The organism is Cupriavidus sp. FW305-46, assembly GCF_058787075.1.
Map to the genome: position 1 here is coordinate 15,236 of NZ_JBYSZI010000020.1, position 18,012 is coordinate 33,247.

At 66.2% G+C, this 18,012-nt stretch carries 15 protein-coding genes and 6 tRNA genes; 5 read left to right on the top strand and 16 right to left on the bottom strand.

Annotated features, from left to right (window positions below; genetic code table 11):
- The first annotated feature begins 78 nt into the window (after positions 1–78).
- Both AC3WON_RS12025 and AC3WON_RS12030 read left to right on the top strand, forming a co-directional pair.
- Positions 79–1,866: an ArnT family glycosyltransferase gene (locus tag AC3WON_RS12025; protein ID WP_011615638.1), complete on the top strand. Its 1,788-nt coding sequence runs from the start codon at positions 79–81 to the stop codon at positions 1,864–1,866.
- Positions 1,867–1,978: 112 nt separating this feature from the next.
- Complete coding sequence (locus AC3WON_RS12030; RefSeq protein WP_492351913.1) at positions 1,979–3,331, top strand: MATE family efflux transporter; 1,353 nt, start codon at positions 1,979–1,981, stop codon at positions 3,329–3,331.
- A gap of 86 nt (positions 3,332–3,417) precedes the next feature.
- Here AC3WON_RS12030 and AC3WON_RS12035 read toward each other — a convergent pair.
- The 7 genes from AC3WON_RS12035 to gltX all read right to left on the bottom strand — a co-directional run bounded on the left by AC3WON_RS12035 (position 3,418) and on the right by gltX (position 6,044).
- Positions 3,418–3,494, bottom strand: a tRNA-Asp gene (locus AC3WON_RS12035).
- Between the two features lie 63 nt (positions 3,495–3,557).
- Positions 3,558–3,633 (bottom strand) — tRNA-Glu (locus tag AC3WON_RS12040).
- 105 nt (positions 3,634–3,738) lie between these two features.
- Positions 3,739–3,814, bottom strand: a tRNA-Ala gene (locus AC3WON_RS12045).
- 198 nt (positions 3,815–4,012) lie between these two features.
- Positions 4,013–4,089, bottom strand: a tRNA-Asp gene (locus tag AC3WON_RS12050).
- Positions 4,090–4,152: 63 nt separating this feature from the next.
- A tRNA-Glu gene (locus AC3WON_RS12055) sits at positions 4,153–4,228 on the bottom strand.
- Positions 4,229–4,294: 66 nt separating this feature from the next.
- Positions 4,295–4,370: transfer RNA gene (locus AC3WON_RS12060), tRNA-Ala, on the bottom strand.
- A 273-nt stretch (positions 4,371–4,643) separates the two neighbouring features.
- Positions 4,644–6,044 (bottom strand): glutamate--tRNA ligase, encoded by a 1,401-nt coding sequence (gene gltX, locus AC3WON_RS12065; RefSeq protein WP_492320619.1) that lies wholly within the window; start codon positions 6,042–6,044, stop codon positions 4,644–4,646.
- 246 nt (positions 6,045–6,290) lie between these two features.
- On the opposite strand from gltX, the gene AC3WON_RS12070 reads away from it, so the two are divergent.
- Positions 6,291–7,211 (top strand): patatin-like phospholipase family protein, encoded by a 921-nt coding sequence (locus AC3WON_RS12070; RefSeq protein ID WP_492351914.1) that lies wholly within the window; start codon positions 6,291–6,293, stop codon positions 7,209–7,211.
- Between the two features lie 74 nt (positions 7,212–7,285).
- Here the strand turns inward: AC3WON_RS12070 and AC3WON_RS12075 are convergent, their stop codons facing one another.
- The 5 genes from AC3WON_RS12075 to AC3WON_RS12095 form a co-directional block, all read right to left on the bottom strand.
- Entirely contained in the window at positions 7,286–7,966 is a 681-nt protein-coding gene (locus AC3WON_RS12075) for a C40 family peptidase (RefSeq protein ID WP_492320618.1), read from the bottom strand.
- A 389-nt stretch (positions 7,967–8,355) separates the two neighbouring features.
- A complete protein-coding gene (locus AC3WON_RS12080) occupies positions 8,356–10,017 on the bottom strand; it encodes an ABC transporter ATP-binding protein (protein WP_492320617.1) in 1,662 nt (553 codons plus the stop codon).
- Positions 10,014–11,150 (bottom strand): ABC transporter permease, encoded by a 1,137-nt coding sequence (locus AC3WON_RS12085; protein ID WP_492320616.1) that lies wholly within the window; start codon positions 11,148–11,150, stop codon positions 10,014–10,016. The genes AC3WON_RS12080 and AC3WON_RS12085 overlap by 4 nt, the downstream gene beginning before the upstream one ends.
- Positions 11,147–12,196 carry a microcin C ABC transporter permease YejB gene (locus tag AC3WON_RS12090; protein ID WP_010814276.1) on the bottom strand — a complete coding sequence of 350 codons (1,050 nt, stop codon included), beginning with the start codon at positions 12,194–12,196 and terminating at the stop codon, positions 11,147–11,149. The genes AC3WON_RS12085 and AC3WON_RS12090 overlap by 4 nt, the downstream gene beginning before the upstream one ends.
- Before the next feature lie 39 nt (positions 12,197–12,235).
- Entirely contained in the window at positions 12,236–14,137 is a 1,902-nt protein-coding gene (locus AC3WON_RS12095; RefSeq protein ID WP_492320615.1) for an extracellular solute-binding protein, read from the bottom strand.
- 211 nt (positions 14,138–14,348) lie between these two features.
- Between AC3WON_RS12095 and fabI the strand changes: the two genes are divergently transcribed.
- Positions 14,349–15,137 (top strand): enoyl-ACP reductase FabI, encoded by a 789-nt coding sequence (fabI, locus tag AC3WON_RS12100; RefSeq protein ID WP_010814278.1) that lies wholly within the window; start codon positions 14,349–14,351, stop codon positions 15,135–15,137.
- Positions 15,138–15,234: 97 nt separating this feature from the next.
- Here the strand turns inward: fabI and AC3WON_RS12105 are convergent, their stop codons facing one another.
- The 3 genes from AC3WON_RS12105 to AC3WON_RS12115 all read right to left on the bottom strand — a co-directional run bounded on the left by AC3WON_RS12105 (position 15,235) and on the right by AC3WON_RS12115 (position 16,947).
- On the bottom strand, positions 15,235–16,485 hold the full coding sequence (locus AC3WON_RS12105) for an MFS transporter (RefSeq protein WP_492320614.1): 1,251 nt from the start codon (positions 16,483–16,485) through the stop codon (positions 15,235–15,237).
- Between the two features lie 160 nt (positions 16,486–16,645).
- The gene (locus AC3WON_RS12110) at positions 16,646–16,816 is read right to left on the bottom strand and encodes a hypothetical protein (protein WP_492320613.1); all 171 of its coding nucleotides are present in this window, start codon (positions 16,814–16,816) and stop codon (positions 16,646–16,648) included.
- The gene (locus AC3WON_RS12115; protein ID WP_013957262.1) at positions 16,813–16,947 is read right to left on the bottom strand and encodes a hypothetical protein; all 135 of its coding nucleotides are present in this window, start codon (positions 16,945–16,947) and stop codon (positions 16,813–16,815) included. The genes AC3WON_RS12110 and AC3WON_RS12115 overlap by 4 nt, the downstream gene beginning before the upstream one ends.
- Before the next feature lie 226 nt (positions 16,948–17,173).
- On the opposite strand from AC3WON_RS12115, the gene AC3WON_RS12120 reads away from it, so the two are divergent.
- Positions 17,174–17,425 (top strand): DUF1488 family protein, encoded by a 252-nt coding sequence (locus AC3WON_RS12120; RefSeq protein WP_010814281.1) that lies wholly within the window; start codon positions 17,174–17,176, stop codon positions 17,423–17,425.
- A 135-nt stretch (positions 17,426–17,560) separates the two neighbouring features.
- Here the strand turns inward: AC3WON_RS12120 and AC3WON_RS12125 are convergent, their stop codons facing one another.
- Complete coding sequence (locus AC3WON_RS12125) at positions 17,561–18,010, bottom strand: potassium channel family protein (protein ID WP_492320612.1); 450 nt, start codon at positions 18,008–18,010, stop codon at positions 17,561–17,563.
- Positions 18,011–18,012 lie beyond the last annotated feature (2 nt).

Sequence of the window (18,012 nt, forward strand, 5' to 3'; positions counted from 1 at the left end):
TGCCACGGCCCGCGCGGCCGCCGCATGCGCGATACTGTGGCCTTCGCGCCATTGCGCCACGGCCCGACCTGAGCATCGATGCGTCAAGCCAATACCTCCCCCGTCCAGTTGACCGCTGCCGCGACCGGCGCCCTGCCGCGCGCGCTGCTGCTGGCGATCTGCATCATCTATGGCCTGGTCGGCCTGTTCGGCCGCGACCCGTGGAAGAACGAGGACGCCGCCGGCTTTGGCGTGATGTGGCAGCTGGCCACCGGCAACCTGCACGACTGGCTGATGCCGAATATCGTCGGCCGCCCGTACAGCGAGGACGGCCCGCTGGTGTTCTGGATCGGCGCGCTGATGATCCGCGGCTTCGGCAGCTGGCTGGGCGCGGCCGACGCCGCGCGGCTGGCCACGGCGCTGTTCTTCTTCGCGACCTGCGCCTGCATCTGGTACACCACCTACCTGCTGGGCCGGCGCGACGAGGTCCAGCCATTTGCCTACGCCTTCGGCGGCCAGCCCAACGCGCGCGATTACGGCCGCACGCTGGCCGACGGCGCGCTGCTGATCTTCCTGGCCTGCGTGGGCCTGGCCATGCGCGGGCACGAGACCACGCCGCAGGTCGGCCAGGTCGCCTTTATCGCACTGGCCCTGTACGGCATGGTGCGCAGCCTCGACAAGCCCATCCAGGGCAGCCTGGTCTATGGTGCCGCGCTGGGCGGGCTGGCGCTGGCCAGCGGGCCCCTGCTGCCGCTGGCGCTGCTGGGAGGCAGCGCGGTCTGCGCACTGGTGTGCAAGCCGCTGCCGTGGCGGCGCCTGGCCGCCATCGGCATTCCGCTGGCGCTGCTGATGGTGTCGGCGTGGCTGGCGGCCGCCTACTTCGGCGCGGCCGACCGCGACGAGGCGGTGACCTTCATCCGCGAATGGTCGCGCTATGACCGCCGCAGCTACGGCTCGCCCAATGTGGCGACCTTCGGCTTCAACGTGCGCAACCTGTTCCTGTACACGTGGCCGGTCTGGCCGATCGCGGGCTGGGCCTGGATCGCATGGACCGGCATGCGCCGCGCCCCCCATGTGGCGGCGCCGCTGGCGCTGCTGCTGCCGGTGCTGGTGCTGCTGTTCCTGCAGCGCAGTGCCGGCGACGTGCAGTTCATCCTGCTGCTGCCGCCGATGGCCGTGCTGGCCGCATTCGCGCTGCCCACGCTGGCGCGCGGCGTGATCAACGCGATCGACTGGTTCGCGCTGCTGTTCTTCACCATCTTCGGCGGCACGGTCTGGTTCATGTGGATCGCCAAGACCACCGGCTGGCCGCCGCGCATCGCACGCAACGTCTTCCGCCAGCTGCCCGGCTACCAGCATGAGTTCACCATCGCCGCGGTGGTGTTTGCGCTGGCGGCCACGGTCGCGTGGGTGCTGATCGTGCGCTGGCGGCTGTCGCGCGCGCCCAAGCAGATCTGGCGCCCGGTGGTGATTTCCGCCGCCGGCACCACCCTGATGTGGGTCATGGCCATGACGCTGTGGCTGCCCTCGATCAACTACGGCAAGACCTACCGCGACGTGGCCCAGGCTGCGGCGATGGCGCTGCCGCCTGCCTACCAGTGCGTCCAGCCGATCCGCATGGGCGATGCGCAGCTGGCGTCGTTTGCCTATTTCGGCCATATCCGCTTTGGCGGCCCCAACGACGGCTGCGACGTGCTGCTGCGCCATGACGCGGTCGACTATGGCGAGCCGGGCAATATCTCGCATTTCGAGTGGCGGCTGATCTGGGAAGGCCGCCGCCCCGCGGACCGCGACGAGCGCTTCCGCATGTACCGGCTGGTCGATACCGCGCGCGCCGTCCATCCGCGCCCCGACCTGCCGCGGCGCCGCCTGCCGCGCCAGCCCTGAGCCCTTTCCGGCGTCACTACCACCGCAGCGCCTGTCGCACCATCGAACCATTCCGGCCGCAGGCGGCTGCGGGGCTGACCATCCAGCCCTGACCAAGCCTGCCGAGCCCTGAATGACCCTGTTCCAAGACCTTCGCCGTATTGCCAGCCTGGCCGGCCCAGTGCTGGCCGGCCAGCTTGCCGTTATTGCCTTTGGCGTCATCGATACCGCAATGGCCGGGCGCGCCTCGGCGACCGACCTGGCCGCCGTGGGCTTGGGCGGCTCGATCTATGTCACCATCTATATCAGCCTGATGGGCGTATTGCAGGCGCTGTCGCCCATCGCCGGCCAGCTCTATGGCGCCGGCCGCATCGAAGCGATCGGCGCCGAGGTCCGGCAGGCCGCATGGCTGGGCGCCGCGCTGGCGATTCCGGGCGTGCTGCTGCTGGCCTTCCCGGCCCCGCTGCTCGCTTTCGCCAAGGCGCCGCCCGAACTGGTCGAGAAGGCCACTGCCTACCTGCACTTCGGAGCCTTCGGGCTGCCGGCGGCGCTGGGTTTCCGCATCTACTCGGCGCTGAACAATGCGCTGTCGCGCCCGATCATGGTGACGGTGCTGCAGATCGGCGGGCTGGCGCTGAAGGTGCCGCTCAATGCCTGGTTCATCCACGGCGGCCTGGGCGTGCCGGCCATGGGCGGCCCCGGCTGCGGCCTGGCCTCAACGCTGATCAGCTGGGCCTGGTGCATCGCCGGGCTGCTGATCCTGCGCTATGGCAGCGCCTATCACCCGCTGCGGATCTTCAGTATGTGGAGCTGGCCGGCTGCCGCCCCGCTGCGCGCGCTGCTGCGGCTGGGCCTGCCGATGGGCCTGACCTACCTGATCGAGATCACCTCGTTCACGCTGATGTCGATCTTCATCACGCGCCTGGGCACGGTCACGCTGGCCGGGCACCAGATCATCGCCAACCTGGGCGCGGTGGCCTACATGCTGCCGCTGTCGCTGGGGATTGCCACCTCGACGCTGGTGGCACAGCATCTCGGCGCGCGCGACCTGGCCGGCGCCAGCCGCCTTGCCTGGCGCGGCATCCGCATGGCGGTGACGCTGGCGGTGCTGACCGGTGCCCTGCTGTGGCTGCTGCGCAAGCCGGTGCTGCATGCCTACGCGAGCGATCCCGCGGTGGTCGCGGCAGCGCTGCCGCTGGTGCTGTTCGTGGCGTTCTACCAGGCCTTCGACGCGGTGCAGGTGATGACGGCGTTTATCCTGCGCGCGTACAAGATCGCGCTGATTCCGACGCTGATCTACGCCGGCTCGCTGTGGGGCATCGGACTGGGCGGGGGTTATGTGCTGGGCTTCGGGCTGATCGAGGGCATGCCGGCCTTCACGCGCGGCGCCAGCGGCTTCTGGCTGGCCAACAGCATCAGCCTGGCGATTGCAGGCGTGCTGCTGGTGCGGTATTTCAGCCGGGTCAGCAAGGATCCGGAAAACTGACTCTGGCACTGGCCGCCCGCAAGGGCGGCGGCCGCGATTTCAGCAGCCGGAAAAGAAAAACGCCCGCTTGCGCGGGCGTTCTAATTTGGCGGAGTGGACGGGACTCGAACCCGCGACCCCCGGCGTGACAGGCCGGTATTCTAACCGACTGAACTACCACTCCTTAGTCGGCGTCTTCCGAAGCTTCGCTTCAGTCGACTGGGCGTCTGATTACGCCCTGTTGTTATGGCGTCCCCTAGGGGATTCGAACCCCTGTACTCACCGTGAAAGGGTGATGTCCTAGGCCTCTAGACGAAGGGGACAGAAACTTGTTTTACAACGCGTTTTCTGTCTTGCGCTGGAAAGTCCGCCATCATAGCAGGCTTTTTCGCGCCTGGGAAGCTTCTTTTCAGACGCTTCCCAAATTCTGGTGGAGCTAAGCGGGATCGAACCGCTGACCTCTTGCATGCCATGCAAGCGCTCTCCCAGCTGAGCTATAGCCCCGTATCCGGTACGGCTGGACGGTTACTGCTGGAACCACCTTCGCTGCCTGCCGCTTACCGCAGCATTTGCAGCGAAGACAGGATTATATAGCGAATTTCGCAACGAATGCAACATTTTTTATTGCGTTTGCAGCGATTAACGACATAATCCCTCACCCAAAGAAAAACCCGCATGGTGCAAACCATGCGGGTTCAGTTTTGGCGGAGTGGACGGGACTCGAACCCGCGACCCCCGGCGTGACAGGCCGGTATTCTAACCGACTGAACTACCACTCCTTAGTCGGCGCCTTCCGAAGCTTCGCTTCAGTCGACTGGGCGTCTGATTACGCCCTGTTGTTATGGCGTCCCCTAGGGGATTCGAACCCCTGTACTCACCGTGAAAGGGTGATGTCCTAGGCCTCTAGACGAAGGGGACAGAAACTTGTCTTTCAACACGTTCCGTCTGGCGCCACCCCAAACAACCTGGATGACACCTAAATCTTGGTGGAGCTAAGCGGGATCGAACCGCTGACCTCTTGCATGCCATGCAAGCGCTCTCCCAGCTGAGCTATAGCCCCATGGTACTGCCATTTACTGCAACTTGCTGCGCTTTCGCCTGAATTAACTACCGTTTCAGGCGAAGCCAAGATTATATATCAACCATTAATCTTTGCAAGCTCCCGTTTCAGCTTTTTTCGCTTTCCCGTCACTTCAAAAATCAGTTCGGAGATTGCGAAGATCCTTGCGGATCCACCAGCCAGCTTGGTCAGGGACCGCGCTGCAGGGAGAAAGAGATTATGCGCAAGTCCGGCCCGGAGCGCAAGCCCCCGGCGCGGACTTTTTACGATTTTTTATGCAGCTGCCGCCAGGCGGCGCAGCACCGTGTCGCGGCCGAACAGTTCCAGCACCGCATCGATGCCCGGCGTCTGCAGCTGGCCGGCCACCAGCAGGCGCACCGGCATGGCCAGCTTGGGCATCTTCAGGCCGAACTCGGCGAGCACGGCCTTGAAGGTGGCGCTGATGGCTTCGCGCTTCCATTCCGGCAGCGCGGCCAGCTGGGCGGCCAGCACCGCCAGCGCGGGCTGGATTTCCGGGGTCAGGTGCTCGGCCTTGAGCGCGGCTTCCGCCTGCGGCTCGCCGCGATAGAACAGCAGCGCCGCCTGCGCGACCTCCTTCAGCGTATTGGCGCGGTCCTTCACCAGCGCCACCACGCCGGCCAGGTCCGCCCCTTCCACCTTGCCTCCGAGCGCCTCGATGAACGGCTGCGTCAGCGTGGCCAGGCGCTGGTTGTCGCCGACCTTGATGTAGTGGTTGTTCAGCCAGGCCAGCTTCTCGGGGTTGTACTGGGCGGGCGACTTGCCCAGGTGCTCCAGGTCGAACCATTCAACGAACTGCTCGCGCGAGAAGATCTCGGCGTCGCCGTGGGCCCAGCCCAGGCGCGCCAGGTAGTTCAGCACGGCTTCGGGCAGATAGCCCTCGTCGCGGTAGCCGGTCACGGCCATCGCGCCATGGCGCTTGCTCATCTTCTCGCCCTGCTCGTTAAGCACGGTCGGCAGGTGGGCGTAGACCGGCGGCGTGCCGCCCAGCGCGCGGATGATGTTGATCTGGCGCGGGGTGTTGTTGACGTGGTCGTCGCCGCGGATCACGTGGGTGATCTTCATGTCGAGGTCGTCCACCACCACGCAGAAGTTGTAGGTGGGGGTGCCGTCCGGGCGCGCGATCACCAGGTCGTCGAGCTCGTCGTTGGAGATCTCGATGCGGCCCTTGACCGCGTCATCCCACACCACGCTGCCGCCGATCGGATTCTTGAAGCGGATCACCGGATCGACCCCTGCCGGCGGCTCGGGCAGAACCTTGCCCGGCTCGGGACGCCAGAAGCCGTTGTAGCGCGGCTTCTCGCCGCGCTCGCGCTGGGCTTCGCGCAGGGCATCCAGCTCTTCGGTGCTCATGTAGCAGCGGTAGGCCAGGCCGGATTCGACCATCTGCGCGACCACTTCGCGATAGCGGTCCATGCGCTGCATCTGGTAGAACGGGCCTTCGTCGATATCCATCTCCAGCCAGGCCATGCTCTCGAGGATCACGTCGACCGCTTCCTGCGACGAACGCTCGACGTCGGTGTCTTCGATGCGCAGGATGAAGTCGCCCTTCATGCGGCGGGCGAAGGCCCAGGGATAGAGCGCGGAGCGGATATTGCCGAGGTGGATAAAACCGGTCGGGCTCGGCGCAAAGCGGGTGCGGACGCGTTGGGTCATGGTCAGGGGCAGAAACAAGAAAGCCCGCGCGCAGCGGCGCGCAGGCTGGTGTATGTGCAGGCCTTGCATTATACCAACGCGCATCCCTCGCCCCGCCCGGCGTGCCGGCGCCGCGCGGAATCATTTATGCTTGCGCCGGTCTGAGGTGATGCCGCTGATTCAGGCTATGCGATGCCAGCCTCCCTGGAGGAGCGCCCGCATCACATCCCGTATCCGCCGGTCCCACCTGATTACTGATCCCGCTTCATGCAACGACGTCATTTCCTCGGCATCTCCGCGGCCGCCCTGCTGGCGGGCTGCTCGTTCGGCCCGCGTCCCGCGCCGCCGCTCGCCACTACCCCGCCCGCGCCGCGGCCCGTCAAGATCGGCCTGGCGCTGGGCGGCGGCGCGGCGCGCGGCTTTGCCCATATCGGCGTGATCAAGGCGCTCGAAGCGCAAGGCATCCATGCCGACCTGGTCACCGGCACCAGCGCCGGCGCAGTCGTGGCGGCGCTTTACGCCAGCGGACTGAATGGCTTCCAGCTGAACAAGCTGGCGCTGACCATGGACGAGGCCGCCATCGCCGACTGGGCCCTGCCCTTCGGCACCCGCTTCGGCGGCTGGCTCAAGGGCGAGGCGCTGCAGAACTACATCAACCGGCTGGTGCAGAACCGGACCATCGAGACCATGAAGCTGCCGCTGGGCATTGTCGCCACCGATCTCAAGAGCGGCGAGAAAATTCTGTTCCGCCGCGGCAACACAGGCCAGGCCGTGCGCGCGTCGAGCAGCGTGCCCGGGGTGTTCCAGCCGGTGTCGATCCAGGGTCACGACTATGTCGACGGCGGCCTGGTCGAGCCGGTGCCGGTGGATTCCGCGCGCGGCATGGGCGCGGACTTTGTCATCGCGGTCAACATCTCGGCCGACCCGTCGGCGCAGAAGAACGCGGGCCAGAGCGGCGTGCTGCTGCAGACCACCGCGATCATGGGCCAGTCGATCAACAAGATGGCACTGGCGCGCGCCGACGTGGTGATCCGCCCCGAGCTGCCCGATATGGGCGGCAGCGACTTCAACGCCCGCAACCGGGCCATATTGGCCGGCGAACAGGCCACCACGGCGGTGATGGCAACGCTGCGGCAGCGGCTGGAACAGGCCCGCCTGGCACCGGCCGGAACGGTCGCAGTGCAATAGCCCGGGAGAGCACGCCTCGCCAAAGCAAAAAGGACTGCCGCAGCAGTCCTTTTTGCTTGAAGCGTGCCGGAACCTCAGCCGCCGTACATCGATGCGCGGACGACCTTGGGGTCGTAGCGCTTGAGCGTCTCGACCATGTCGCCGAGGCCATCGGCGCCGCCCTCCTTGCCATCCTCGATGCGGCGGGCGCCGTTGTAGCGGGTCACCCAGTAAGACGCACGCATGTCGTCGACACGGATCTTGCTGCCCGTGGACGGGGCATGCACGAACTTGTTGTCGCCGATATAGATACCAACGTGCGAGAAGGTCTGGCGCATGGTGTTGAAGAACACCAGGTCGCCCGGACGCAGGTCGGTGGCCGCCACGGTGGTGCCGACACGGCTGATTTCGACAGAGCGGCGCGGCAGCATGAAGCCGAAGGTGTCCTGGAACACGTAGCGGACGAAGCCGCTGCAGTCCAGGCCGGATTCGGGGCTGTTGCCGCCGAAGCGGTAACGCACGCCAATCAGGCCCAGCGCATTCATGACCAGGTCGCCAGCCTTGCTGGCAACGTTGCTGGTGGAATTCACCACCGACGACAGCAAGCCGCGCTTGCCTTCCGCATGCGAATCCGCGGCGTGGGCCGTAGCATCGATACGGGCGTCGGCATCCTTGAATACCGTATCCGCCAGCACTCCATTCGACACAGTCGCACCGCAGGCAATGGCAATTCCGACGGCGGCACGCGCCAGGGAATGAAGTACCGATCGCTGCATTGGTTCTCCCGTTGATCGTTCCACAGAAAGCCCCGGCACAAGTCCGGGGCAGCTGGGTATATGTGAAATTCGCGTGAACTTCGCGAGAAATTCATGTGAACCTGCGGGGTGAACCCTATGCAACATCCGCACCAGGCTTACCGGGCCTGTTTTGCACCGCAATCGTGCCATGCACGATCCAATGCGTCGGACGGACCACCCCCAAAACTAGTTCTCGCGGGATGGTAAAGGGTTGTCATTCACATGTCAAAGTTCGTTACAAATTCGCCGGATTTGACTGGCGAATCAAGGATATAGGCGGGAATTCGCACCTTGTTTATCGGATTGATCCGAACCACCGGATGCTAGCCAGGCGGGGCCGCGGCGTTGCTGCGCCGCACACCTGCGGGTCAGCCAGCGCCGACCTGCGCCGCCGCCATCAGCTTGCGCGTATAGGGGTGCTGGGGTGCGCCCAGCACCGCTTCGGTGTCGCCGGCCTCGACCACCTCCCCTGCCTTCATCACGAAAACCCGATGCGCCATGGCGCGGATCACCGCCAGGTCATGGCTGATGAACAGGTAGGTGAGGTTGTACTTGTGTTGCAGCTGGGACAGCAGCGCCAGCACCTGCTGCTGGATCGACACGTCCAGCGCCGAGGTGGGCTCGTCCAGCACCAGGATCTGCGGCTTGAGGATCAGCACCCGGGCAATCGCGATGCGCTGCCGCTGCCCGCCCGAGAATTCGTGCGGATAGCGGCCCAGCGCGGTGCGGTCCAGGCCGACCTCGCGCAGGGCTTCGATCACGCGCTGGCGCGTGCCCTCGTGCGACAGGCCGGGCTGGTGCAGCGCCAGGCCTTCTCCGACGATCTGCTCGATGGTCATGCGCGGCGCCAGCGAGCCGAACGGGTCCTGGAACACCACCTGCATGCGCGCGCGCAACTGGCGGCGATCGTCGCGCGTCGCGGTGTCGAAGCTGCGGCCGAGGAAATGGATGGTGCCGCCGCTCTTGCGCTGCAGCGCCAGCACGGTATGCGCCAGCGTGGTCTTGCCCGAACCGGACTCGCCGACGATGCCGACGGTCTCGCCCTCGCGCAGCTGGAAGTCCACGTCCTTGACCGCCGCAAACTGGTCCTTGCCGAACCAGCCGGCCAGCCCGCGGCGCTTGCGCGCGTAGTTGACGCTCAGCTTGCGCGCTTCCAGCAGCACCGGCGCCAGCGGCACCAGCGGCAGCACCTCGCGCCTGGGGCGGCTGTCGATCAGCTTGCGGGTGTAGGGGTGCTGGGGGGCGGCAAACAGCTGCGCGGTCTCGCCGGTCTCGACCAGCACGCCCTTCTCCATCACGCCCACGCGCTGGGCAAAGGAACGCACCAGGTTGAGGTCATGGGTGATCAGCATCACCGCCATGCCGAACTCGGCCTGCAGGTCGCGCAGCAGGTCCATGATCTGGGCGCGGATGGTTACGTCCAGCGCCGTGGTCGGCTCGTCGGCGAGCAGCAGCTTGGGGCGGCAGGCCAGCGCCATGGCAATCATGGCGCGCTGGCGCTGGCCGCCCGAGAGCTGGTGCGGGAAGCTGTCGAAGCGGTGCGCGGCGTCGCTGATGCCGGTGCGCTCCAGCAGCGCGATGGCGCGCTCGCGCGCGGCGCGGCGGTCCAGGCCCTCGTGCAGCGCCAGCGTCTCGACGATCTGGTTGCCGATGGTGTACAGCGGGTTGAGCGCCGTCATCGGCTCCTGGAAAATCATCGCGATCTCGGCGCCGCGGATGCCGCGCATCTCGCGGTCCGACACCTCCAGCAGGTTCTTGCCCTCGAAGCGGATCGCGCCGTCGTAGTAGGCGTCTTCCACCAGCCGCAGCATCGCCAGCGCGGTCACGGTCTTGCCCGAGCCCGACTCGCCCACCAGCGCGTAGCGCTCGCCCGCGCGCAGGTCGAAGCTGACTTCACGCACGGCACGGGTGGCATGCTCGCCGTGGCCGAAGGTGACGGAAAGCTTGTCGACGCACATCAGCGTGGAACCGGGCGCCGGCGCCGCGGCCGGCGCCTCGGCCGGCTGGATCACGGGAGACACCGCGGTCATGGCGTGGCCTCCGGTGCCGCCCCGGTCGGCGCGCCGGCCGGGATCTTGGGTTCGACCCGGCCGCGCAGCGCCGCCAGGCCCAGGCGGGTATCGAAGGCATCGCGCAGCGCGTCGCCCATGAAGGTCAGCAGCAGCAGCGTGACCACCAGCACCGCGAAGGTCGACAGCGAAATCCACCACGCATCCAGGTTGGCCTTGCCCTGCGCCAGCAGCTCGCCCAGGCTGGGCGTGGTCGGCGGCACGCCCATGCCGAGGAAGTCCAGGCTGGTCAGCGCCAGGATCGCGGCGCTCATGCGGAACGGCAGGAAGGTGATCACCGGGGTCAGGCTGTTGGGCAGGATATGGCGCCACATGATCTGCACATTGGACAGGCCCAGCGCGCGCGCGGCCTTGACGTAGTCGAGCGAGCGGTTGCGGTAGAACTCGGCGCGCACGTAGTCGGACAGGCCCATCCAGCCGAACAGCGACAGCAGGATGATCAGCAGCGCCAGGCTGGGTTCGAAGATCGAGGCAAAGATGATCAGCAGGTACAGCTCCGGCATCGAGCTCCAGATCTCGATGGCACGCTGCGAGAACAGGTCGAAGCGCCCGCCGAAGAAGCCCATCAGCGCCCCGCTCAGCGTGCCCACCAGCACCCCGATCACGGTCAGCGCCAGGCTGAACAGCACCGACACGCGGAAGCCGTACAGCAGACGGGCCAGGATGTCGCGGCCGCGGTCGTCGGTGCCCAGCCAGTTCTCTGCCGACGGCGGCGCCGGGTTGGGCTCCTTGGCAAAGTAGTTGAGCGAGTCGTACGAATAATGGTTCAGCGGGAACACCGCGAAGTTGCCGTTGGTGGTGATGCGGTCGCGGATATACGGATCGAGGTAGTCCGCGGGCGTGGCGAAATCGCCGTCGAAGGTGGTTTCCGGGTAGACCTTGACGATGGGGAAATACCATTCGCCCTTGTAGTGCACCACCAGCGGCCGGTTGCTGGACAGCAGCTCGGCGCCCAGGCTCAGCACGAAGATGACCACGAAGATCACCAGGCTCCAGTAGCCGCGCCGGTTGCGGCGAAAGCGCTGCCAGGCGCGCTGGCGCGGCGAAGGCGAATGCGGCAGCCCGTTGGGGGCCGCGTGCGTGAACAGTTTCATCGGTGCAAGCCCTCGAAATGGATGCGCGGATCCACCAGCACGTAGCAGACATCGGAGATCAGGCGCGTGACCAGCCCGATCAGCGTGAACAGGTAGAGCGTGCCCAGCACCACCGGATAGTCGCGCCGCAGCACCGCCTCATAGGACAGCAGGCCCAGCCCGTCGAGCGAGAACAGCGTCTCGATCAGCAGCGAGCCGGTGAAGAAGGCGCCGATGAACGCGGCCGGGAATCCCGTCACCAGCGGGATCAGCGCGTTGCGGAACACGTGCTTCCACAGCACGCGGCGCTCGCCCAGGCCCTTGGCGCGCGCGGTCAGCACGTATTGCTTGCGGATTTCCTCGAGGAAGGCATTCTTGGTCAGCATGGTGACCACCGCGAAGCTGCCCACCACCGATGCCGTGATCGGCAGCACCAGGTGCCACAGGTAGTCCATCACCTTGCCCATCAGCGAGAGCTGCTCCCAGTTGTCGGAGGTCAGCCCGCGCAGCGGGAACCACTGCACGAAGGTGCCGCCGCCGAACAGCACCAGCAGCAGCACGCCCAGCACGAAGCCGGGGATGGCATAGCCCACCAGCACGATGATGCTGGTCACCACGTCAAAGCGGCTGCCCGCGCGGATGGCCTTGGAAATGCCCAGCGGCACCGATATCAGGTAGGTCAGGAAGAAGGTCCACAAACCCAGGCTGACCGACACCGGCAGCTTGGACTTGACCAGCTCCCACACGCTGCGGTGCTGGAAATAGCTCTGGCCCAGGTCGAACTGGGCAAAGCGCTTGAGCATCAGGAAGTAGCGCTCCAGCGGCGGCTTGTCAAAGCCGTACAGGGCCTGGATCTCCTTGATCTTCTCGGGGTCGACGCCGCGCCGCCCGCGGTATTCGGCGCCGCCGCCGCTGGCTTCGCCGGCACCGCCCCGCCCTTTCAGTTCCATCATCATCTGCTCGACCGGGCCACCCGGCACGAACTGGATCACCACGAAGGTCAGCGTGATGACCCCGATCAGCGTCGGGATCATCAGCAGAATGCGCTTGAGCAGGTAGGCAAGCATCGGCCGGTCCTCTTCCTTGTCTTGGTCGCGGCGGGCGCGTCAGCGCGCCTGCGGCTGCAGGTCCGTGCGCCACCATTGGCTCAGGATCCAGCCTTCGGCCGTGTAGTAATAGGGAAGGCGCTCCGGGTAGGCCAGCGTCTTGCGGTATGACACGCGGTGCGATGCGCTGTACCAGTTCGGCACGATGTAGTAGCCATGCATCAGCACCCGGTCCAGCGCCCGCCCGGCGGTGACCAGCTCCTGCCGGGTATGGGCGTGCAAGACGTTGTCCACCAGCTTGTCGACCACGGGCGACTTCAGCCCGAACAGGTTGTCCGAGCCCGGCGTGCCGGCCGCCTCGCTGGAAAAGCGGTCGCGCAGCTCGTTGCCGGGGCTTTGCGAGTCGGGAAAGCGGATCGACACCATGTCGAAGTCGAAATCCTCCAGCCGCTTCTGGTACAGCGCAAAGTCCGTGGTGCGCTGGTTCACCTGGATGCCAAGCTTCTCCAGGTTGCGCACATAGGTGGTGATGACGCGGCTCATGGCGCCGCCGTCGTCGAGGAACTCGAACACCAGCGTCTCGCCCTTGGCGTTGCGCAGCGCGCCATCCGTATAGGTCCAGCCGGCCTGGGCCAGCAGGCGCCGTGCCTGGCGCAGGTTGTCGCGCAGCGAACGCGGCGCCGCAGTGCTGGGCTGGACCACGTCCGGGCCGAACACCTCCGGCGGCAATTCCGCGCGCAGCGGCTCAAGCAGCGCCAGCTCGCCCGGGCCGGGCCGGCCATCGAAGGTGGCGCTGGCGGCCAGCTCGCTGTTGGAGAACCAGCTGTCCAGCCGCCTGTAGGCGCCGTAGAACAACTGCCGGTTCAGCCATTCGAAGTCCAGCGCAAGGATCAGGGCCTGGCGCACGCGCACGTCCTGGAACACCGGCTTGCGCATATTCATCACGAAGCCCTGCATGCCGGCACCGTTGCGGTGCGGGAACTCGGTCTTCAGCAGCTCGCCGTTGCGAAAGCGGGTGCCCTGGTAGCTCTTGGCCCAGTTCTTGGCCTTGTATTCGACGATGGCGTCGAACTCCCCTGCCTTGAAGGCCTCGAGCTTGGCGGTCTCGTCCTTGTACAGGCGGTAGGCCACGCGCGCGAAATTGAAGGTGCCGCGGCGCACCGCGAGATCCTTGCCCCAGTACTTCGGGTCGCGCTGGAAGATGATGCCGCGGCCGGCGTCATAGCGCTCGATCAGGTAGGGGCCGCTGGTGACCGGCGGCTCGAAGGTCAGCTTCTCGAACGGGACCTTGGCCGTCCATTTCTTCGAGAACACCGGCAGCGAGCCTACGATCAGCGGCAGCTCGCGGTTGCGCTGCTTGAATTCGAAGCGCACCGTGCGCTCGCCGGCGACGATCACCGCCTTCACATCGGTACACATGCTGCGATAGCCCGGACTCGAGGCCTTGCTCATCAGCATGTCATAAGAATATTTGACATCCGACGCCAGCACCGGGTCGCCATTGGAGAAGCGCGCCTGGGGCCGGATGGTGAACGTGACCGACAGCTCGTCCGGCGCCACCGTGACGTCCTCGGCGAGCAAGCCATAGGCGCTCGCGCTCTCGTCGGCGCTGCTGATCAGCAGCGACTCGAACATCAGCGCGTTCAGGCCGGGCGCCGACGTGCCCTTCAGCGTGAACGGATTGAACTTGTCGAAACTGGTGCGCCGGTCCGGATTGGCGAGTGTCAGCGTGCCGCCGGCGGGTGCATTGGGATTGGCATAGTCGAAATGCCGGAAATCCGCCTGGTACTTCAGGTCCCCGTGCAGCGCGAAGCCATGCGCCGCCAGCGCCGGATTGGAAAAGAGAGAGACCCCCGCCGCCAGCGCCATGGCCAGCCCGCTTGCAACCCAACCGCGCAGTACCGCATCCCGCCGGAAGCACTGCCATGCCGCCTGAAGCGGCCAACGTGCTTGAATAGGCATCCCGTTGGATTCCTCCACTATGACCTGTGGGGCCCGGCATTCTGTGGCCGGGCCAAGTATGAGACAATTTTACATGCGTCCGGGGTGGCGCCAGCCATCCGGACATTCCCTCTGCGCGGCGCAATAAAAACGACCGCAAGACAGCAAAGGCACGCACACGGCCGCACGGCGGACGCACGAAGCGTGCCTGATACACCACCTTGGAGAACTTATGGGATTTCTGGCAGGTAAGCGGATCCTGATCACCGGCTTGCTCTCTAACCGGTCGATCGCCTATGGCATCGCATCGGCGTGCAAACGCGAAGGCGCCGAACTAGCCTTCACCTATGTCGGCGAACGGTTCAAGGACCGGATCAGCGACTTTGCCAAGGAATTCGGCAGCGACCTGGTGTTCGAATGCGACGTCGGCAGCGACGAGCAGATCGCCGCGACCTTCGCCGCGCTGGGCCAGCGCTGGGATAAGTTCGACGGCCTGGTGCACTCGATCGGCTTCGCGCCGCGCGAGGCGATCGCCGGCGACTTCCTGGAAGGCCTGTCGCGCGAAGGTTTCCGCATCGCCCATGACATCTCCGCCTACAGCTTCCCGGCGCTGGCCAAGGCCGCGCTGCCGCTGCTGTCGGACAAGGCCTCGCTGCTGACGCTGACCTACCTGGGCGCCGAGCGCGTGGTCCCCAACTACAACACCATGGGCCTGGCCAAGGCCTCGCTGGAAGCCAGCGTGCGCTACCTGGCCTCGTCGGTCGGTCCGCGCGGCATCCGCGCCAACGGCATCTCCGCCGGCCCGATCAAGACCCTGGCCGCCTCGGGCATCAAAGGCTTCGGCAAGCTGCTCGGCCACTTCGAGCAGGCCGCGCCACTGCGCCGCAACGTCACCATCGAAGAAGTCGGCAACGTGGCCGCCTTCCTGCTGTCCGACCTGGCCAGCGGCGTGACCGGCGAGATCACCTATGTCGACGGCGGCTTCAACGTGGTCGGCGCCAGCGTCGCGGACGCAGAGTAAGCCCGTCCCGCCAGCGGATGCATGAAAAAGGGGTGCCCGATGAGGCACCCCTTTTTTGTTCCTTGCAGACCTGGTGCGCACACCAGGTCCGCCTGCATCACGCTTGCGCCGCGGCTGGCGCGCCCTGCCGACCCATGCTCAGCATCGACCACGCATAGACCACCAGGCCGCCCAGCGCCAGCAGCAGGCCGACCCAGCCGGTGGACTCCCAGCCGTAGCCGGCGGCAATGGTCACCCCGCCCAGCCACGCGCCGAGCGCGTTGGCCATGTTGAAGGCCGAGTGGTTGAGGGCCGCGGCCAGCGTCTGCGCGTCGCCGGAGACATCCATCAGCCGGATCTGCAAGGCCGGGCCCAGTGCCACCGTGGTGCCCACCAGCAGCACATTGATGGCAGCCAGCCAGGGATGCGACGCGGTCAAGGCGAAGGCGCCCAGCACCAGCGCCGCCCACACCAGCACGCCGCCGATGGTCGGCATCAATGCCTTGTCGGCCAGCTTCGCGCCGGCAAGGTTGCCCGCCACCGTGCCGATGCCGAACAAGGCCAGCACCACCGGGATGCCCGCCGCCGGCATATGCGCCAGCTCCAGCATGGTCGGCTTGATATAGCTGAACACCGAGAACATGCCGCCGAAGCCGATCGCGCCGATACCGAGCGTCAGCCAGACCTGCTTGCGCTTGAGCGCCGACAGTTCGCGGAGCGGGCTGGCGCACCGGTCGGCCGGCACGAACGGGACCCACCGCCACACCAGCAGCGCCGTCAGTGCGCCGAGGGCACCGACAATCAGGAAGGCCGAGCGCCAGCCCAGCCAGGTGCCGACCGTGGCGGCGATCGGCACGCCCACCAGCGTGGCAGTGGTCAGGCCCAGCATCACCAGCCCCACCGCCTGCGCGCGCCGTTCGCGCGGGACCAGGCTGGCGGCCACCAGCGCCGCCACGCCAAAGTACGTGCCATGCGGAAAACCCGTGAGCAGGCGCGCCACCATCATCGACAGATAGGAAGGCGCCAGCGCGCTGGCGATATTGCCGGCGGCAAACACCGCCATCAGCGCGATCAGCAGGTTGCGCCGCGGCCAGCGCGCGCCCAGCACCGCCAGCAGCGGCGCGCCGATGACCACGCCCAGCGCATAGGCGCTGATCAGGTGGCCGGCTTGCGGGATGGAGATGGCGAGGTCGCTGGCGGCATCGGGCAGCAGGCCCATGATGACGAATTCGCCGGTGCCGATGCCGAAGCTGCCGACCCCGAGCGCCAGCAGCGGCAGGCGGCCGGATGGATTGCGATCGCGGGAAGAAACGGAAGCGTCTGCGCCGCGGACGGGATCCGCGGCGGAATGTGCATGTGGGGCGGCCATGTACAGGATTGCAGGATGTTCAACAAAATGCCGCCCGCTGACGGGCGAGGTCAGTGCCCTCGCCTCTGATCGATCCAGCGTGCTCCTGTGCGGCGCGCAGGCTGTATTGTGCGGCAAAACCGCAAATCTTGCCCGCGCCGGCCTGACTGGCCGGCGTTGCTTACTTGGTCACGTGGACCAGCCGGTGCCACCAGTACCGAAGCGAGTGCTTCGCTATGCCGAACACCGGCTTGTGGTGGATGCCCACCCGGATGATGTAGCCGTAGACCCCGACCAACACGGCCAGGAACACAAGGGACCAGACGATCCCTGCACTGTCGGTCTCAGTCATTTCTTCTTCTTGGCGACCTCATCGTGCCCGCGAAACTGGACCGTGCTGAAGGGTGAGGCCGGCACGGATGGCTTCTTCGGTTGCTTGGGTTTCTTGGCTTCGCGGCTGCTGCGTAGTTGACTCTTGGCCATGATGGGCTCCTGAATGGCTTGCCTGGAGATAATGGCAATCCCAGCATACGCGCTAAATCGCCGGCGAAAGAAATATCTTTCGCGAAGACCGCGGCCATGCGCTCCAGCAGGCCGCGGGGACACATGCCCAGCTCGCGGGAAACAGGCGCATACTAGGGGCGGCAGCACCGGCTGGCGCCAGCAAGCCCAACACGCACGGCGTACCGTGACCGGACAGGAGTCTGCAATGGCACTGAATTTTCCCAATCCCAGCCGCAGCTACGATGCGGCGCGGCACTGCGTTTGCTTCTGGGGCTACGACAACGCGCGCGAAGTGGCCTTTCAGGTCACTGACGAAATCCTTCTGCGCCTGAGCCACCAGGGTGCCGCGGAAGAATCCGCCCTTCTCGCCACCTTCGACCATCATCGGGACCAGATCCTGCAACTGGCCAGGGACCTCTACAACCCCGGGGAACGTACCACCTACACGATTTCCTGACCGGAAAAACGCAGCGCGGCGGGCCAGCTTTCGCAGAGATCGGGATGCATCGATTGCCCAGCCCCGCCCGCGATTCGGCATCCGATATTAGAACCGTCCCAGTCCCGGCCCGGGCTGCGCCCGACGCCCCCATCCCTATGGCCGCTCGTCCTGCCGCAGCCTGGCCGGGTTGCGCTTGATCACGTCCAGCACCGCCGCGGTCATCACTGCGGTGGAGACGCCGAACATCAGGATGCCGTTGGCCGCCTCGAGCGGCCCCAGCAAGCGCCGGGCTTCGGACATGACGATATCGCCGTAGCCCAGCGTGGCGAAGTTCACGCCCGAGTGATAGAGCGCGGTAGCGAAATCGCCGAACTCGCCCAGCAGCATGAACAAGACGGCCCAGATCGCCATCTGCACGAAATTGCCAAGCAGCATCAGCATCATCACAACCGACAACAGCAGGACGTCCTGCCACAGCGATTCGCGGCCTTGCCGGGCATGCTTGAAGCGCACGTAGTAGCGCAGGCAGATGGCCACGAAGAGCGCCTGCAGCAGCAGGCACAGCAGCATTACGGGAAGGCCGATCAGCAGGTTGCTCAGCACGA

What these genes read in the sequence shown, in the direction of transcription:
- AC3WON_RS12025 (WP_011615638.1), top strand. Translation starts at nt 79, where the DNA reads ATGCGTCAAGCCAATACCTCCCCCGTCCAGTTGACCGCTGCCGCGACC.
- AC3WON_RS12030 (WP_492351913.1), top strand. Translation starts at nt 1,979, where the DNA reads ATGACCCTGTTCCAAGACCTTCGCCGTATTGCCAGCCTGGCCGGCCCA.
- gltX (WP_492320619.1), bottom strand. Translation starts at nt 6,044, where the DNA reads ATGACCCAACGCGTCCGCACCCGCTTTGCGCCGAGCCCGACCGGTTTT.
- AC3WON_RS12070 (WP_492351914.1), top strand. Translation starts at nt 6,291, where the DNA reads ATGCAACGACGTCATTTCCTCGGCATCTCCGCGGCCGCCCTGCTGGCG.
- AC3WON_RS12075 (WP_492320618.1), bottom strand. Translation starts at nt 7,966, where the DNA reads ATGCAGCGATCGGTACTTCATTCCCTGGCGCGTGCCGCCGTCGGAATT.
- AC3WON_RS12080 (WP_492320617.1), bottom strand. Translation starts at nt 10,017, where the DNA reads ATGACCGCGGTGTCTCCCGTGATCCAGCCGGCCGAGGCGCCGGCCGCG.
- AC3WON_RS12085 (WP_492320616.1), bottom strand. Translation starts at nt 11,150, where the DNA reads ATGAAACTGTTCACGCACGCGGCCCCCAACGGGCTGCCGCATTCGCCT.
- AC3WON_RS12090 (WP_010814276.1), bottom strand. Translation starts at nt 12,196, where the DNA reads ATGCTTGCCTACCTGCTCAAGCGCATTCTGCTGATGATCCCGACGCTG.
- AC3WON_RS12095 (WP_492320615.1), bottom strand. Translation starts at nt 14,137, where the DNA reads ATGCCTATTCAAGCACGTTGGCCGCTTCAGGCGGCATGGCAGTGCTTC.
- fabI (WP_010814278.1), top strand. Translation starts at nt 14,349, where the DNA reads ATGGGATTTCTGGCAGGTAAGCGGATCCTGATCACCGGCTTGCTCTCT.
- AC3WON_RS12105 (WP_492320614.1), bottom strand. Translation starts at nt 16,485, where the DNA reads ATGGCCGCCCCACATGCACATTCCGCCGCGGATCCCGTCCGCGGCGCA.
- AC3WON_RS12110 (WP_492320613.1), bottom strand. Translation starts at nt 16,816, where the DNA reads ATGACTGAGACCGACAGTGCAGGGATCGTCTGGTCCCTTGTGTTCCTG.
- AC3WON_RS12115 (WP_013957262.1), bottom strand. Translation starts at nt 16,947, where the DNA reads ATGGCCAAGAGTCAACTACGCAGCAGCCGCGAAGCCAAGAAACCCAAG.
- AC3WON_RS12120 (WP_010814281.1), top strand. Translation starts at nt 17,174, where the DNA reads ATGGCACTGAATTTTCCCAATCCCAGCCGCAGCTACGATGCGGCGCGG.